Annotated in this window: 15 protein-coding genes; 8 read left to right on the top strand and 7 right to left on the bottom strand. The window is 51.4% G+C overall.

The features are described from left to right. Nucleotides 1-47: 47 nt before the first annotated feature. From Q1A74_RS00645 to Q1A74_RS00665, 5 genes are all read left to right on the top strand, one after another. Nucleotides 48-1505, top strand: coding sequence for an NAD-dependent succinate-semialdehyde dehydrogenase (locus tag Q1A74_RS00645; RefSeq protein WP_299591391.1), 1458 nt, complete (start codon nt 48-50; stop codon nt 1503-1505). Between the two features lie 36 nt (nt 1506-1541). Next, the gene (gene tsaA / locus Q1A74_RS00650) at nt 1542-2249 is read left to right on the top strand and encodes a tRNA (N6-threonylcarbamoyladenosine(37)-N6)-methyltransferase TrmO (RefSeq protein ID WP_299591393.1); all 708 of its coding nucleotides are present in this window, start codon (nt 1542-1544) and stop codon (nt 2247-2249) included. Next, complete coding sequence (locus Q1A74_RS00655) at nt 2246-2746, top strand: protein disulfide oxidoreductase (RefSeq protein WP_299591395.1); 501 nt, start codon at nt 2246-2248, stop codon at nt 2744-2746. The genes tsaA and Q1A74_RS00655 overlap by 4 nt, the downstream gene beginning before the upstream one ends. A gap of 231 nt (nt 2747-2977) precedes the next feature. Continuing rightward, nucleotides 2978-4264, top strand: coding sequence for a hypothetical protein (locus Q1A74_RS00660; RefSeq protein ID WP_299591397.1), 1287 nt, complete (start codon nt 2978-2980; stop codon nt 4262-4264). A 12-nt stretch (nt 4265-4276) separates the two neighbouring features. Further along, nucleotides 4277-5335, top strand: a complete 1059-nt coding sequence (locus tag Q1A74_RS00665) for a hypothetical protein (protein ID WP_299591399.1) — start codon at nt 4277-4279, stop codon at nt 5333-5335. 60 nt (nt 5336-5395) lie between these two features. Here Q1A74_RS00665 and yacG read toward each other — a convergent pair whose 3' ends face one another. From yacG to pilB, 7 genes are all read right to left on the bottom strand, one after another. Beyond that, nucleotides 5396-5608: a DNA gyrase inhibitor YacG gene (gene yacG, locus Q1A74_RS00670; RefSeq protein ID WP_299591401.1), complete on the bottom strand. Its 213-nt coding sequence runs from the start codon at nt 5606-5608 to the stop codon at nt 5396-5398. 20 nt (nt 5609-5628) lie between these two features. Next, nucleotides 5629-6243, bottom strand: a complete 615-nt coding sequence (gene coaE / locus Q1A74_RS00675; RefSeq protein WP_299591403.1) for a dephospho-CoA kinase — start codon at nt 6241-6243, stop codon at nt 5629-5631. Nucleotides 6244-6436: 193 nt separating this feature from the next. Continuing rightward, complete coding sequence (locus Q1A74_RS00680; RefSeq protein WP_299591405.1) at nt 6437-6730, bottom strand: HigA family addiction module antitoxin; 294 nt, start codon at nt 6728-6730, stop codon at nt 6437-6439. Then, nucleotides 6727-7008, bottom strand: coding sequence for a type II toxin-antitoxin system RelE/ParE family toxin (locus Q1A74_RS00685; protein WP_299591407.1), 282 nt, complete (start codon nt 7006-7008; stop codon nt 6727-6729). The genes Q1A74_RS00680 and Q1A74_RS00685 overlap by 4 nt, the downstream gene beginning before the upstream one ends. A gap of 41 nt (nt 7009-7049) precedes the next feature. Next, nucleotides 7050-7934, bottom strand: coding sequence for an A24 family peptidase (locus tag Q1A74_RS00690; RefSeq protein WP_299591409.1), 885 nt, complete (start codon nt 7932-7934; stop codon nt 7050-7052). Nucleotides 7935-7944: 10 nt separating this feature from the next. Then, entirely contained in the window at nt 7945-9159 is a 1215-nt protein-coding gene (locus Q1A74_RS00695) for a type II secretion system F family protein (protein ID WP_299591411.1), read from the bottom strand. Nucleotides 9160-9290: 131 nt separating this feature from the next. After that, nucleotides 9291-11003, bottom strand: a complete 1713-nt coding sequence (pilB, locus tag Q1A74_RS00700) for a type IV-A pilus assembly ATPase PilB (protein WP_299591413.1) — start codon at nt 11001-11003, stop codon at nt 9291-9293. A 509-nt stretch (nt 11004-11512) separates the two neighbouring features. Here pilB and Q1A74_RS00705 point away from each other — a divergent pair. From Q1A74_RS00705 to Q1A74_RS00715, 3 genes are all read left to right on the top strand, one after another. Beyond that, nucleotides 11513-11998, top strand: a complete 486-nt coding sequence (locus Q1A74_RS00705; RefSeq protein ID WP_299591415.1) for a pilin — start codon at nt 11513-11515, stop codon at nt 11996-11998. A gap of 130 nt (nt 11999-12128) precedes the next feature. Next, on the top strand, nt 12129-14042 hold the full coding sequence (locus Q1A74_RS00710) for an LTA synthase family protein (protein ID WP_299591417.1): 1914 nt from the start codon (nt 12129-12131) through the stop codon (nt 14040-14042). 46 nt (nt 14043-14088) lie between these two features. Then, the gene (locus Q1A74_RS00715) at nt 14089-15339 is read left to right on the top strand and encodes an O-antigen ligase (protein ID WP_299591419.1); all 1251 of its coding nucleotides are present in this window, start codon (nt 14089-14091) and stop codon (nt 15337-15339) included. Nucleotides 15340-15464 lie beyond the last annotated feature (125 nt).

The raw sequence follows: 15464 nt of genomic DNA on the forward strand, positions 1-15464 counted from the left end.
CCGCGCCGCAACTCAAGCTGCTGGCAACTACAAGGAAAGGCCCCCAAATGCTAAGTCTTAAGAACCCCAACCTGCTGCGCAAACAGTCTTACATCAACGGCCAGTGGGCAGATGCGGATTCCGGCAACACCCTCGACGTCATCAACCCCGCCAATGGTGAAGTCGTGGCCACCATCGCCTCCTGCGGTGCTGACGAAACCCGCCGCGCCATCGAAGCCGCCAACCAGGCCTGGCCTGCCTGGCGCAACCGCACCGTCAAAGAGCGGGCGAAAATTCTGCGCGACTGGTACAACCTGATCATCGACAACGTCGACGACCTTGCCGCCATCCTTACTGCAGAGCAGGGCAAGCCCCTCAGCGAAGCGAAAACCGAAATCACTTACGGCGCCAACTACCTGGAATGGTTCTCGGAAGAAGCCAAGCGCGTTTATGGCGACGTCATCGCCCCCCCGAGTAACGACAAGCGCATTGTCGTGGTAAAACAGCCCGTGGGCGTCACCGCGTCCATCACCCCGTGGAATTTCCCCAGTGCCATGATCGCGCGCAAGGTCGCTCCGGCCCTGGCCACCGGCTGTACCTTCGTCGCTAAACCCGCCTCAGAAACCCCGCTCTCCGCCGTGGCTCTAGCCGTGCTGGCAGAAAAGGCCGGTGTCCCCAAAGGGGTATTCAACGTAGTGGTGGGCAAAAGTTCGCGGGAAATCGGCGCCGAGATGACCGGCAACCCGCTGGTGCGCAAATTCACCTTCACCGGCTCCACTGCCGTGGGCAAACAACTGCAGGCCCAGTGCGCCGACACCATCAAGAAAACCTCCATGGAACTTGGCGGCAACGCGCCGTTTATCGTGTTCGACGACGCGGATCTGGACGAAGCGGTGAAGGGCGCCATCGTGTGCAAATACCGCAACGCGGGCCAGACCTGTGTCTGCGCCAACCGCATCCTGGTGCAGGAAGGTGTTTACGACGAGTTCGCCAAAAAATTCACCGAAGCCGTGAAGGCCCTGAAAGTGGGTGACGGCACGGAAGAGGGCGTGGAAGTCGGCCCCATGATTAACCCCGGCGCGGTACAAGACGTAAAAAAACTGGTGGAAGATGCCGTTAGCAAAGGCGCCAAAAACCTGAACGATGGCGGTCCCAGCGATCTGGGGGAGTGCTTTTATACCCCGACAGTACTGTCCGGCGTGGACGACACCATGAAACTGTTTAAAGAAGAAATCTTTGGCCCCGTCGCGCCACTGTATAAATTCTCCAGCGAAGAAGAAGCCATTCAGATGGCTAACGATACCGAGTTCGGCCTGGCTTCCTATTTCTACTCCCGCGATATCGGCCGAATCTGGCGCGTGGCGGAAGGGCTGGAATACGGCATGGTGGGCATTAACGAAGGCATCATCTCTAATGAGATGGCCCCCTTCGGCGGTATCAAGGAATCCGGCACCGGCCGCGAAGGTTCCAAGTACGGCATCGACGATTACTTGGAAATCAAATACCTCTGTATGGGTGGGATTTAGTATGGGTGGTACTTGAGCGCGCCATTAAACACTGAGTTGAAGATAGCCCCCGTCGCGATCACTCACTCCTGCTTCACGGAAAAATTCGGCATCCCCCGGCAGCCCCTGCTGGCGGATGCCAGCCGCGCATCCATCGAACTGCTGCCACCATTCAACGACCCGGATGCTGTCAGCGGACTGGAACAACACAGCCACCTCTGGCTCACCTGGCAATTTCACCAGGTCGCTGGGCAGTGGTCCCCCAAAGTGCGCCCACCGCGCCTTGGTGGCAATAAAAAGCTCGGTGTCTTCGCTACCCGTTCGCCATTTCGACCAAATAATATCGGCCTGTCGGTCGTGCGTCTGATCGAAGTGCGTTTACACCCCAAAGTGGAACTCATCGTTGCCGGTGCCGATCTATTGGATGCTACGCCGATCCTGGATATCAAACCCTACATTCCCTATGCAGATAGCGTCCCTTCGGCAACCAGTGCGCTCGCCGAGCAATCGCCCGCGCTTGTCAGCGTGCATATCCCAGACCCGATCCTGCGGCGGGCTCGTGAATATAGGGATGCGTTGGGAACCGACCTTCCGCAACTCATTCAGCAGGTTCTTGGGCAGGACCCGAAACCCGCGTATCAGCAACCGGACCCGGAGCGGGTCTACGGCATGAAGCTCTGTAGTTTTAATCTGCAGTGGCGGTATAGAGAGGGCGGGATCGAAGTGGTGGCAATGGATCAACTGACCAGCGAGGTGGCAGGGTGAAGTGGCGCAGTGCGGTTTGGTCTCTCACAAAATTTATTTTGCTCGCCGCTGTCATTGTCAGCGCCGTCTCCTGGTACCACAGCCGCAACATGCCCCAAGGCCAGGCGCCAGACCTGCTGGCCCCGGACATCAATGGCCGCTTGATCAGCCTGCAGAAAATGACAGAGAAGGGCCCGGTGCTGATTTATTTCTGGGCCACCTGGTGCGGTTACTGCCGCGTGGTGTCCCCGGCCGTCTCCGACCTATCAGAGGATCACCAGGTCATCACCATCGCTTTGCAATCGGGCACTCCGGATGAAGTGGCCACTTACCAGCAAAAACACAATCTCAAATTCCGCACCATCAACGATCCAGCTGGTGCACTGAGTAATAGCTGGGGCCTCAAAGTAACCCCATCTATAGCCATTGTAGATACCGAGGGGAACGTTAGTGCCGTAACCTCAGGCATGACCTCAAAGTGGGGATTAAAAACACGGCTGTGGCTCGCAGACCGCTAACTCCCTCCATAACCCAGGCGCCCCATACCGTATTACCGTAGGGTGGATAAGCGCAGCGCATCCATCAAACTCTGCACCACCTATCTGCGCGCTACCTACCTGCTCCATTTACCTGGGACGATTGTACCCCAACTATTTTTGCCTGAGTTTTGGCGTCTTTGATAGTCTACCTTCTGCACCGGGTTGACCGGTTCACATCAATGGAAAACCCGTCCGCAGAAGGAACTCGCCATGGGACAACCGCCATCGATTCAATCCCCCGTTCAATCATCTAGCGCTCTGCAAGCCTGGGGTAGCAATTCTGCTGGTTCCTCGTCTGGCCGCGCCATTTTCGCCAACGGCCATCATCAACAATTACTCGACAACTTCCGCCAGCTCAGCACTCAGCAAAGCAGTGAAGGTTTCCACGCACAAACCCTCATCAAAGCCGTAAACAGCCTCCGCGGCCCCGCCAGCCCCGTCAACAGCATGTTAAAGCCGAATAGCCCTACCCGCCGCTTGCTGGTGGCCGGGGGATTTGAGATTGAGTATGAGCTGAACAGTTACTATGGGGGATGTCAGACGGATGTGGAGATTGTGGATATTCGGATGGCGATGGAGGACGCGCGGGAAGAGCGGCGCTCCGCGCTTTGGAGTATTGAGCACCGCTCAGGTGATCAATGGGTTCAGGGTGGTGCTGACCCCAAGTTACAGTTGGAGCCATCGCCCAAAATGGCAGGTAAAAAAGAGAGCCCAATAAAAGTTGGTGTAAATGGCCACAGTGAAGATCTGGCTCATGCGGCTACAGCACTGGGAAAGCGTATGGCTCGCGGCGATGAAGGTAAAAAGGCTAGTCTGGAATATACTGGCTTTCAACTTCTCTATGTGCCGTCAGGTTCAAGTGCTTTGGTAAACGAGTGGGTTTCGATAAAGAGTTTGGGGCTAAATGGAACCGATGAGCAACGTAGAGCCTCAAGAGTCTTAGCGCAACATATGTACGAGGCTCATGAAAAGCAGTTGTACGTCGAGTGGACGGCTCACAAGCACGGGGCATGGGTGTTAACAGAAGCCATGCAGCAGCTGGCGCATAAGAAGGTTAACCTCGAAGAGCGACAAAAAATCTTCCTCAGTGATGCGTCTTCGAGTCACCTGGTCGCAGATCGGGCCCGTCACGCGATCAAAATGGATACGAAAGACAGTACCTGGCACAACATCTCACCAGGCCCGGCACAGTTGGTCGGCGGTTTACATTTTGGCGTCGGGCCACTGCTTTGTTTGGCAGATGAGCTGCGCCATCGCACCTCGAAAGACGAAATGCTGGGCAAAGGTGGGGACCTGCTCTGGCAGTCAGGTACCAAAGGCTTGTTTGTTACCGGCGCGGCAACCGCAATGATCTCTACGGCGGGAGTACCCGCTAGTCTGGCCATTTTGGGGGCGAGTATCCTGATCGCGTCTTTACCAGGAGCTAGAGACAGCCATTATAAAAACCCCGGTCAACAGCTCGGTGCATGGTTAAATCGCTTTCGCAAACAAGGCTGAGTAGGCAAATTTATGATTTTTGGCAATGAGATAAGCCCAAAAGGGCCCGCTTGGCATAGGCTTCAGAGCGTCGACAAGAATATTTCCGGTACCCGTATTCGGTTCTCTACGCCGATGATGCGGTTACCACTGCGGGGGCGTAGCGAACTTGAAGAACAGCCTGATACGTTCGACCTTGGTGATACTGCAATCTATAAGCCCTATGAGAACAGCGAAGAAGAAAATTGTATACAGGATGCACGGATCTGGCTTAGTGGATGGAATTTTACCGGGCGGCCCATCTTGGATGGTGAAACACTTGGCGATTTAGTATTGCGGTTGAGTGTACTGCACGTAAAAGATCTTGCCATTAATCAGAGCCTCTTTACCCGTTCGACCTTGGCCGAACTGGTCGCCCGCTTGCACGATAGGACGGATATCGGGCGATACCATAAGGGACACGCTGAAGACAGGAACCCTTTTGATCTGACGCAGCATCAATGGCCTAACTATTTGTCCCCGATCAACAGCCAGTGGTTGGATCGAAATGGTAGCGAGTGGCTGTATTTTGAAACCCAGCCATTGTGGAGTGGCGCGCAGGATTTCTTCTGGTTGACCCCAATAGGCCATCAATACTGCGTAATGGGGCATTTTATGGTCACGCAATGGCTATCCAATGCTGGAAACCCGTACAGGCAGGCTCAGCGGAGCCCCACAAGTAATTACCGCGAGTTAATGGAATCCATTATGGATACGGTCACCATAAATTTATCCGAAGTGGCGAAATCAGAACGGCAAAATGCCACCAAGCCCAACGATGAACACCCCCTACCCAAGCTTTCCGGCCATCTTGTGAGAGACGCGAAACATACAATGTATATGTGGAGTGGTAAGGGCTACACGGATAAATCCCAACCCAAACAAGGTGGAGATCACCGCGCCCCCAAAGAAGACGTAGCGGCCTTTATCGACCAACGCATCCAGCCTCGCCCGCTACCGGGCTGCCTTGCCATTGGTCCTGCGTCGGTTGAGGTTAATGCCGATAGTGAGAACAGAACAAAAGCAGAGATGCCAGCTTTGTCCGCTAAGTAGCGCGCCGAGAGGTCGAGCGCCGCGGGCGTTAGCCGAAGCACGCTCACCCGTACGGTGCGCTCAGTGCCGGGTTTTGGAAGGATCCAGGTCCTCACTCATCACATCGTCAAACACCGGCTGCCCCGGGATCTTGTGTCCTTCACTGGCCCACTCACCAAGGTCAATCAGCTTGCAGCGCTCGCAGCAAAATGGGCGGTAGAGGTTCTTGGGGCTCCATTCCATCGGTTTCTTGCAGGTAGGGCAGGCGACGGTTGGTGTTTCGGGGTTGGACATAACTACAGCTATTGCGAATGTTATTGAGAGTGGGCGGCTAGTTGAACGTACTTCTGGTGAAGCGTATCCACCTGCGCATTGAGTGATTCGAGCGAGCCGCTATTATCCAGAATATCGTCCGCCTTTGCACACCGCTCCGCCCGCGGTAGCTGCGCGTCCATAATCTTGCGGATCTGCTCCACCGAATTGGCATCCCGCGTACTGGCGCGCTGCAACTGCAATTCCTCCGGAATATCCACCACACAAATCCGCTGTACCAGTTCGAACTGGCCGGATTCGATCAACAAGGGAGATTCGAGAATCGCGTAAGGAGCAGAGTGGGTCTTTGAACTGGCTCCAAGAGAGGAAATAATTTCTTCACGGATTAACGGATGGGTCAAGCGTTCCAGCCAGCGCCGCCCTCCCGGGTCATTGAACACCAGCTGGCGCAACGCCGCCCGGTCCAGCGCCCCATCCGCCTGAATCACGCCAGCCCCAAAATGTTCCGCAATCGCCGCAAGCGCCGGCTGCCCAGGCTCAACCACAACGCGCGCGGCAACATCCGCATCCACCACATTCACCCCATGGTGCCGAAACCGCGCGGCTGCAGCGGACTTGCCGCTGCCGATACCTCCCGTCAGGCCCACAGTCAACATAGGAGCATCAACCTTCTATCGCTTGGGGCTGCGGGGCAGGCGGGGGCGATTCCGTGTAATCCGACTCTTGAAGCCTTTCCGGCTCGAGCCCGGATTGTTATCCGATTCGTAGGCGGCCAGCCGCGAATCGAATACTTCTCTCTGGTGCAAAGTCAGAGTTGGCTCTTGCTCGAAAGCTGTGCCGTTGTGTGCGTCATGCCGCATCGGGGTCCAGCCTTTGAACGTTGTTCAACCGGACATGCTTTCTTGCTTGCCACAAGTCAAAGTTATCCTGCATAGCCAACCAGCTTTCCGGAGTGCGCCCGAGGGCTTTGGAAAGTCGTAGTGCCATTTCCGGGCTAATGCCACTTTGGCCCTTTAGTACCCGGTTCAGCGTAGAGGCCGCCACATCAAGCCTTGTAGCCAAAAAGCGGCAGCTAATGCCAAAGGGCTCCATATAAGTAAATTGAATGAATTCGCCGGGGTGTGGAGGGTTGTGCATGGTCATGAGTGGTAATCCTCGTAATTCAGGATATAGACATTGCCATCACGAAACTCAAAGGTCAGTCGCCAATTGCCGCTCACGGCGATTGACCAGATGCCTTTCCTTTGCCCTTTTAGTGGGTGTAGCCGATAGCCGGGAATGTTCAAGTCGTCTATTTCCGCAGCGGTATCCAGCGCCAATAGTTGCATGCGAAGCTTTGGAGCGTGTTTGACTTGAATGCCGGACTTCACGCCACTTCGGAAAAAGTGCTCAACACCTTTGTGCTTGAAGGACTTGATCATTCCGGTGATTGTAGCGCAGTGCGCAACGCGCGGCAATCTCGCTAGCTACTCAACCCGGAAATCCGAAAATACCACCCCATGATCTGCTCGCCCCACAACATGGCGATCCAGGCCGCGCCGGCGAGGTAGGGGCCGAAGGCAATGGGCAGATTCTTGTCCCGTCCGGAAATGAGCGTCCACAAAATACCGACCAGCGCACCCACTGCCGCAGAGAGCAGAATCACCATGGGTAGCACCTGCCAGCCAAACCAGGCACCAATGGCCGCAAGAATCTTGAAATCCCCCGCGCCCATGCCTTCCTTGCCAGTGACCAGCTTGAAGATATGGAACACACTCCACAGCGCCAGGTATCCGGCAATCGCCCCGATTACCGCATCTTGCAGCGGCACGAATACACCCCAGATATTGATCAGAAGCCCCGCCCACAACAGCGGCAGGGTGATGTTGTCTGGCAGCAACTGCTTGTCAAAATCAATGCCGGTCAGTGCGACCAGCGCCCAGGTAAAAAACATTCCTGCCAGCGCCTGCGAGGTGAAGCCCAGCTGCCAGACCACAATGGCGGTAAGAATACCCGTGGCCAGCTCCACCAGCGGGTAGCGCTTGGAAATTGGGGTGTCGCAGTTGCCGCATTTACCGCGCAGCAATAAATAGCTGACGATTGGAACATTCTGCCAGGGCTTGATCACTGCCTCGCACTTGGGGCAGTGGGAGTGGGGCAGTACCAGATTGTAAGTCTGGGCCAGCTCTTTCTCGTCTTCCGCAGAGGGTGCTTTCTCAAAGTAGCTGTAAAAATCCCGCTGGTATTCCCGCTCCATCATAATGGGCAGGCGGTGGATGACTACATTGAGGAAGCTGCCGATTAGCAGGCCTAAAATAAAAGCGCTGCTTATTAGCAGCGCTTGGTGTGTAATCAAATAATCTTGCATATTGGCCGACTTACACCACGTTACCGAGCTGGAAGATGGGCAGGTACATGGCAATCATCAAGCCGCCGACCAGAATACCAAGGACCGCCATGATCATCGGCTCTAGCAGAGTCGTCAGGTTGTCGACTAAATTGTCCACGGCTTCTTCGTAAAAGTCGGCCGCTTTCGCAAGCATTTCATCCAGTGCGCCAGACTCTTCACCGATGGCTGCCATCTGTACCAGCATGGTTGGATAAAGTCCCGACGAGCGCATGGCGCCATTGAGCGGAATGCCGGTGGCGACTGCATCGCGAATTTTTAACGTAGCCTCCTCGTAAACAACGTTGCCAGTAGCCCCTGCAACGGATTTCAGCGCATCAATCAGAGGTACACCAGCGGCGAACGTTGTCGAAAGGGTACGGGCATAACGAGCGGCAATGGAGTTGTATGTAATCAGGCCCAGGATGGGAAGTTTCAGCATCAACTTGTCGAAAAAGTTCGCTACCTTCTTATTGCGCTTTTTGGCTTCCAGCGTTCCGCCAATTCCGACTACGAGGGCAATAAAAGCAATGAGCCAGTTGTTCTGCATCCACTCAGAGATACTTAAAACAAATAACGTGAATGAGGGGAGATCCGCACCAAAACTCGAAAAAGTCTCTGCAAACTGAGGTACTACCTTGACCAGCAAAATTGCGGTAACTACTACTGCCACAACCAGTACGGCAATTGGGTAGGTCATGGCTTTTTTGATTTTAGCCTTGAGGGATTCAGTTTTTTCCTTGTAGGTGGCAATTCGGTCCAGCATGGTTTCCAGCGCACCGGATTGCTCACCAGATGCCACCAGGTTGCAGAACAAGTCGTCGAAGTAGAGAGGGTGTTTGCGTAAGGCCTCTGCAAAGGCAGTGCCTGAGGCCACATCGTCTCGGATCTTGTAAATTAGCTCTTTGAGACCGGCGTTATCGAGGCCATCCGCAACAATCTCAAAGCTTTGTACCAGCGGAACGCCAGCTTTCATCATCGTGGCCATCTGTCGGGTGAAAATGGCAATATCACCGGGTTTTACTTTCTTGTTACCGCCAAATAAGGGTTTGGGCTTTTTTTGGACTTTCCTGGCAATAATCCCCTGGCGACGCAGCTGAGCTTTAATTAAAGCAGGGCTCGCACCGTTGACTTCACCTTCAACCTTATTGCCTTTGGCATCCACACCCTTAAAGATATAAGCGGTTGCTACTGAGGCGTTGGCCATGTTGTTATTCCCGTTGCTCTTAAAACGAAGTCGAATCGACCCGTAATACAATTAATTATTCAATTATCGTCATTCCGGGCTCGCTCCGGAGTTCGGTCTTATACCTTCACTGCTTGATTCGAGCCCAGCGCTCAATCGTTCGTTACCCGGTTAGCTTCCTCAAGACTGGTAACCCCCATCACTACTTTCCGCAAAGCCGAAGTGCGGAGGTTATTGAAGCCTTCTTTTTGCGCTTGGTCAGCGATCTGAATGGAGTTACCTCCCTCCATTATAATGCGCGAAATCCCGTCAGTGATGCGAACCACTTCATACACGCCTACGCGACCCTTGTAGCCCTTGGAGCAGTGCTCGCAGCCTACCGGCTGGTAAATTTTCCACTCGCTCTTGGGCATGGTAACCGCATCAAAACCTTCCTCTTTCAGAACTTCATCCGGTAGATCTACCGGTTGCTTGCATTCACCACACAGCCGGCGAGCGAGGCGCTGGGCGATAATCACACTCACCGAAGTGGCGATATTGAAGGTGGGTACACCCATATTCATCAGTCGGGTCAGGGTCTCGGGGGCTGAATTAGTGTGCAGGGTGGAAAGCACCAAATGCCCGGTCTGGGCGGCCTTGATTGCAATTTCAGCGGTCTCCAGGTCCCGAATCTCCCCAACCATCACGATATCGGGGTCCTGGCGGAGGAAAGAGCGCAGTGCTTCGGCAAAGTTCAGGCCTACCTTGTTGGAGACGTTTACCTGGTTGATCCCCTCCAGATTGATCTCCACCGGATCTTCTGCGGTAGAGATATTACGCTCAGCGGTATTCAGGATATTCAGGCCCGTGTATAGCGAGACGGTTTTACCCGAGCCGGTGGGGCCAGTAACGAGAATCATGCCCTGGGGTTGAGCCAAGGCATCCATATAGATCTGCTTTTGTTCTTCTTCGTAGCCCAGCGCATCAATACCGAGCTTGGCCGAAGAAGGATCCAGAATCCGCAGTACAATTTTTTCGCCCCACAGTGTAGGCAGGCTGTTAACCCGGAAATCGATGGCCTTGGTTTTGGACAGCTTCATCTTGATACGGCCGTCCTGAGGTACCCGTCGCTCCGAGATGTCCATTTTGGACATCACCTTCAGGCGGGCGGAAATGCGCGTGGCCAATTGGATTGGCGGGCGCGCCACCTCATGCAGCACACCATCGGTACGTAAACGAACCCGGTAGAGCTTCTCGTAGGGTTCGAAGTGAATATCTGAGGCGCCGGTGCGGATTGCATCCAGCAATACCTTGTTTACAAAACGAACGACAGGTGCTTCATCGCCACCAGCATCATTGTTGTCTTCCTGCCTGGCTTCTCCACCGTCAACATCCAAGCTATCGAGATCTTCATCATCTAACCCCTCTAGGCCACCGCCAATGTCTCCACTATTGGATAAGTAGCTTTCGATCGCCTTTGCAAGCTTCTCGGTTTCCACCAGAACGGCATCGGTATTCAAGCCGGTATTGAAATTGATTTCATCCAGTCCCGCCAAGTTGGTGGGGTCTGCCACTGCCACAAACAGCCGATTGCCCCGCTTATATAGAGGCAGCGCAAAATGTTTGCTGATCAGTTTTTCGTCAACAATATCTTTGGGGAGGAGGTCAAAGTTGTAGCTAGAGAGGTCAAACAGCGGACTGCCGAAGGCCGCCGATGCAATACTGGCCAGCTCCCGGCTCTTGATCAGCTTGGCCTCTACCGCGTGTTGGGCAAAGGTTTGCCCCTCGCGCTTAGCCGCTTTTATGGCCGATTGGGCCGTAGGCTCATCAATGGCGTTGTCAGATACCAGCCGCTTGGCCAGGCCGCTCAGTGGAGTGCTGCTCATGGGGAACCGTTAATGTGAGTGCCGAATGTATTATCTTTGTTTAAATTTTGTTCTTAAGTGCCGGCCAGCAAAGAAAATTTGCCATTGGCAGACTCGCCAATATAGCGAATAAGCACCCGCCAGCCAATGATCCCGACGAGCCATTCCCGAAAGCTGTGAACTGGATATCTTCCCAAATAACGTATCACAGAGCTAACCGCCGTCCCGGATCGGTCCGGGATCCAGCACAGTCTTCTAAGTAGCTATGAACTTTGCAGCACTGTGTTGCGCGATCAAGTCATCCCCTCTCTGCCAGCGCCTGACAAATTTCGTCACTACGCGCCATGACTTGCTCAAAATTTAAAAGTATTGGCTAACAAGCGATCAATCCTAGTATGACTTTCCTCGCAAACTACACCATAAGGACAATTTCCACGCTTGCGCGTTTTGCCACATTACCGGTATTGTAACTGCCGACTTCCTCACGGGATTTCATCTTAAAAACAACAGTCTGTATGGAGACGGTTACAATGAAAAAGCAACAGGGCTTTACTCTTATTGAATTGATGATCGTGGTTGCAATCATTGGTATTCTGGCTGCGGTAGCGTTGCCTGCGTATCAAGATTACACCGTGCGTGCGAAAATGTCTGAGGTTGTACTTGCGGCCTCTCAGTGTCGTACCAGCATCACTGAAACCATCCAATCTGCTACTGGGACCACTTTGCCTAACGCTGGGGAATGGGGCTGTGAGTCTTCGACTGCAACTACCAAATATGTAGGGTCAATCGCTACCAATAATGCTGGCGTGGTTACTGTTACTGTAGCTGATTCCACTGCGGCACCTGATCTTCCTTCTTCCGTGAACAGCACCACTATTCAGTTGGTTCCCTTCTCTGATGCAACTACCGCAATTACTAATGGTGATGTAGGTGCTACTGTCCATCATTGGGAATGTGGTCCTGGCGCGACTAGCGGCGTTGACCCTAAATACCTGCCGGGCTCTTGCCGTAGCTAAGATCCTTCCGGCGATCGAGCTAGCTGGATTACTTAAAGGCCCCATATTTTGGGGCCTTTTTGCTTTCATACTGCCTCACTAGTTGGGCTGGTAGGCTCTAACAGATTTTTTTGATTAGATTTAATGTCCAATGTTCCATGAAAAGCAGGCAGGACTGAAGCTCGTAATCTCGTTCTTGATCATCGTAATGGCCGGCTTCATGGGGCATCTTGGTGGCCCTCAACCTGTTTTTGTTGGTGTTGAAGGAAGTTTAGGGCTTGCTTTTCTCACACTGTCCTTTTTACTGTTGTCGCTATTCCTGCCGTCACGTCTTGCTTACTTGGTAGTCTCGCTTTATTTCACCTTGTTCTTGCTTCTGGTGTTTTCCAACTGGTGGCACTATCAGTTTTTCCAAAGTTACTTTAACTACGAATACCTTGCATTTGCACGGGATGGTTTGCGTGCGTTCGAATCGCTAAGCCAGTATGCCTATTGGCCACAATTCTCGGTTCAAGCTGTAATTACGGTATTGGTGGTCCTGCTCTATGCCAGGTTGCGAGCATTTACTATATTTCCCTCTCGGGTGCTACTTCAGTCGTCTACTTGTTTGTTGTTGTCGATAGTTTTTGTCAGCTTGTCGATCTTTCAATTGGAGCGTTTAAGGCAGGCAAATGCATTGGCATTGTCTCCATATTACTTCCATCCAGTGCAGGCATTTTTCTATCCCATGGCTGTACCTGATATTGAAACTAAAGAGGATTGGCAGCAGTTCAAATCACGAAATCACGTTGAAAATCCAAATAAGTTTCTTTCCGGGCAGTTGGCAGGAAATAAATACAATGTGATTGTTGTGACTCTAGAGTCGTTCCGAGCTTCTTTTATTGGTGTATATGGAGGGCAGGGCTCGTTAACACCTCATTTTGATGAAATGGCAACAAAAGGTGTTCTTTTTGAAAGTTTTTACGCAAGCTCCAACTATACGGTGAAAAGCGAGAATGCCATTCTCTGTGGTTTCTTCGATCATAATGCAAAACTGTCAATTGCTGAGCTCGAAGGAGAAAAGAACTTAAACTGCTTACCGAAATTTCTCGATGAATCTGATTATAAAACTTATTACATGCACGCAAATCGTGGCAAGTTTTATAACCGAGAAAATTATCTCCCACAGCTCGGTTTTCATGATATTTATTTTCACGCAGATCGGGTTCTCAATGAAATCGATAATCGTAATTACATTGGCTGGGGGCTTTCTGACGCTGATTTTTATGAATTAGCATTGCAGCGATTGCAGGCAGACTCAGAGCAACCTTTCTTTGCGCATCTTATGACCCTGAGTGCGCATTATCCCTTTCAGTATGATTGGCCCTTAACTGTACCCAACGAATTGACGAACAGTATGTCAAAATCAGAGAAGGTATATGCCGGATATGAAAATGCTATTTACTATAGTGATGACGCGCTCGGACACTTCTGGAATCAGTTTATCCACTCGCCTTTAGCTAAAAATACTATTCTCATAGTCACTGGGGATCACGGTGTATGGAGCTTTATTTCTGAGCTGGATCATGTGCGCCAAAATGAGCAGTATTTTCGGGTTCCACTGTTTATCTATCACCCGGAATTAAAGGGTGGGCAGCGAATTTCTCAGGTTGGAAGTCATGTGGATATCCCGCCGACGCTTTTATCCCTGCTGGATATTCAATATGATTCTGGGACGTTCGTAGGGAAGAACCTGTTCGACCAGGTAGTTGAGCCATGGGCTGTCATGATGAAGGGGGGCGAAGTGATTGTGCGGCTAGGTGAACAGATCTGTCTCTCGCCTACACCAATGTGTGGTGGTGGAGCCTACCAAAGCTGTTGGGCGGATACGGATATCTCTGAGTTTGTTAAAAATTTCGGCCGTGGTGACTGTTATCGTATTCAAGGTGATTTGTTGAAAGGTGGGACGGAAGTGAAAATTTACGATAACTCAAGACTAATGAAGTCCGCAGTTAGGATGATTACCTATGAAAATAACCGTGTGCTTGATAGGTCATCGGTAATCACGAAGAAATACAACGAATAATTAACTTGATACACTGATTGGGCATTAAACCGGGCGAGGCGGGGGTATGTTTTCAGCTATTAATTGTTTATTGACCAGAGTTAGGTCGTTTGTATTTACTGTATTAGCTGTGGGCCTCTTTTTTTCTCCAGTTTACTTTTCAATAGGAAATCCTTGGTTCCCGTTTAACTATTATTCTGCAATGGTGAGTCTAACGGTTGCCGCTGGGCTAATCATTCTCTATCAGTATGATTACGAAAAGATAGTGTTTTCGGCTGTTCCAGGAGCAATACCGCTTGGTCTTTTGCTACTTATGTTTTCTATTGCGTGGATTATTTCTGGAACGTTGATTTTCTTTGTTGATAGGTATTTCGTTATCATTTGCATGTTGGCGCTGTACCTGTCCGTGTCTGAGTTATACCAAAAGGATGTAGGACTCTTTCTTAGTATGCTTCGCGTAAAGCTTGCTGTCATAGTGGGGGTTGCTATTTCTTTTGCGGTTTTCGTGTTCTTACTTCAGGATCCCAGCCTCGAAGGGCAAGTAAAGAGGCAGCCTCCTATTTATCAGGATCTTCGTCACTTTAATTACGATTTGTACTTTGCATTGCCTGTATTGGTGTTTTTGTTAAAGGATAACTTGAGGAGTTTAGGCCTGATTCTGTTTGCTTTTATTCTATGTGTAACTGCCGTGTGGACTGCAGGTAGGGGAATGATGCTTGCGTTAATGGCTTCTTATACGGTTGTTCGATTACGCTTGTGGAATAGGCCGCCCCAAAAGCTGGAGATTGTGTGTTTTTTTATTCTCATATGCTCTTTGTTATTAATTCTCGTGACAGGTAAAACGGTATTTCTCTATGACACTACTTTAAAAACCGTTGCGTCGGACTCTTTGAATCAACTTAGTTCAAAGCGTATTGATCTTTGGATGGCCAGCCTTGATGCCTACTTACAGCAGGATGTTCTTGCTCAGGTTTTTGGAATGGCACCCGATGCATTTGCTCGTTACGGAGTTTGGAGAGCCGGGTCGGGCCAGCCACATAGTAGCTTGGTACAGTTTTTAATAGAATTTGGTGCCATAGGGTTAATTTTGTTTATTGGTCTATCCGTGTCTTTGGTTAAAAAATCATTGTATTTGATTATTTATTCAGAGTCCGATACTGATCTTTTGGCTGCTTCACTTCTTGTAGGAGGCCTTGTTTTTGGCCTCGTTGATGGGATTTTCTACCATACTGCGCCCATGGTAATGATGGTTCTAGTTATTTCATTTGTCATTCTTCGATACCATAGTTTGACTACGGGTAGCAGTTCTCGGGTGTAATCGAGTTTCCTCGCTTAAAAAGGGAGCGCGTAACAGTTAAACTTTATGGCTATACTGATTAGTATCGAGTGGCGTATTGTAGCGCTAAAGGAGGTCGATTCGTATATTCCTATGGTGGGGCAAAC

It is taken from the genome of uncultured Microbulbifer sp. (assembly GCF_947504145.1).
GTDB lineage: Bacteria > Pseudomonadota > Gammaproteobacteria > Pseudomonadales > Cellvibrionaceae > Microbulbifer.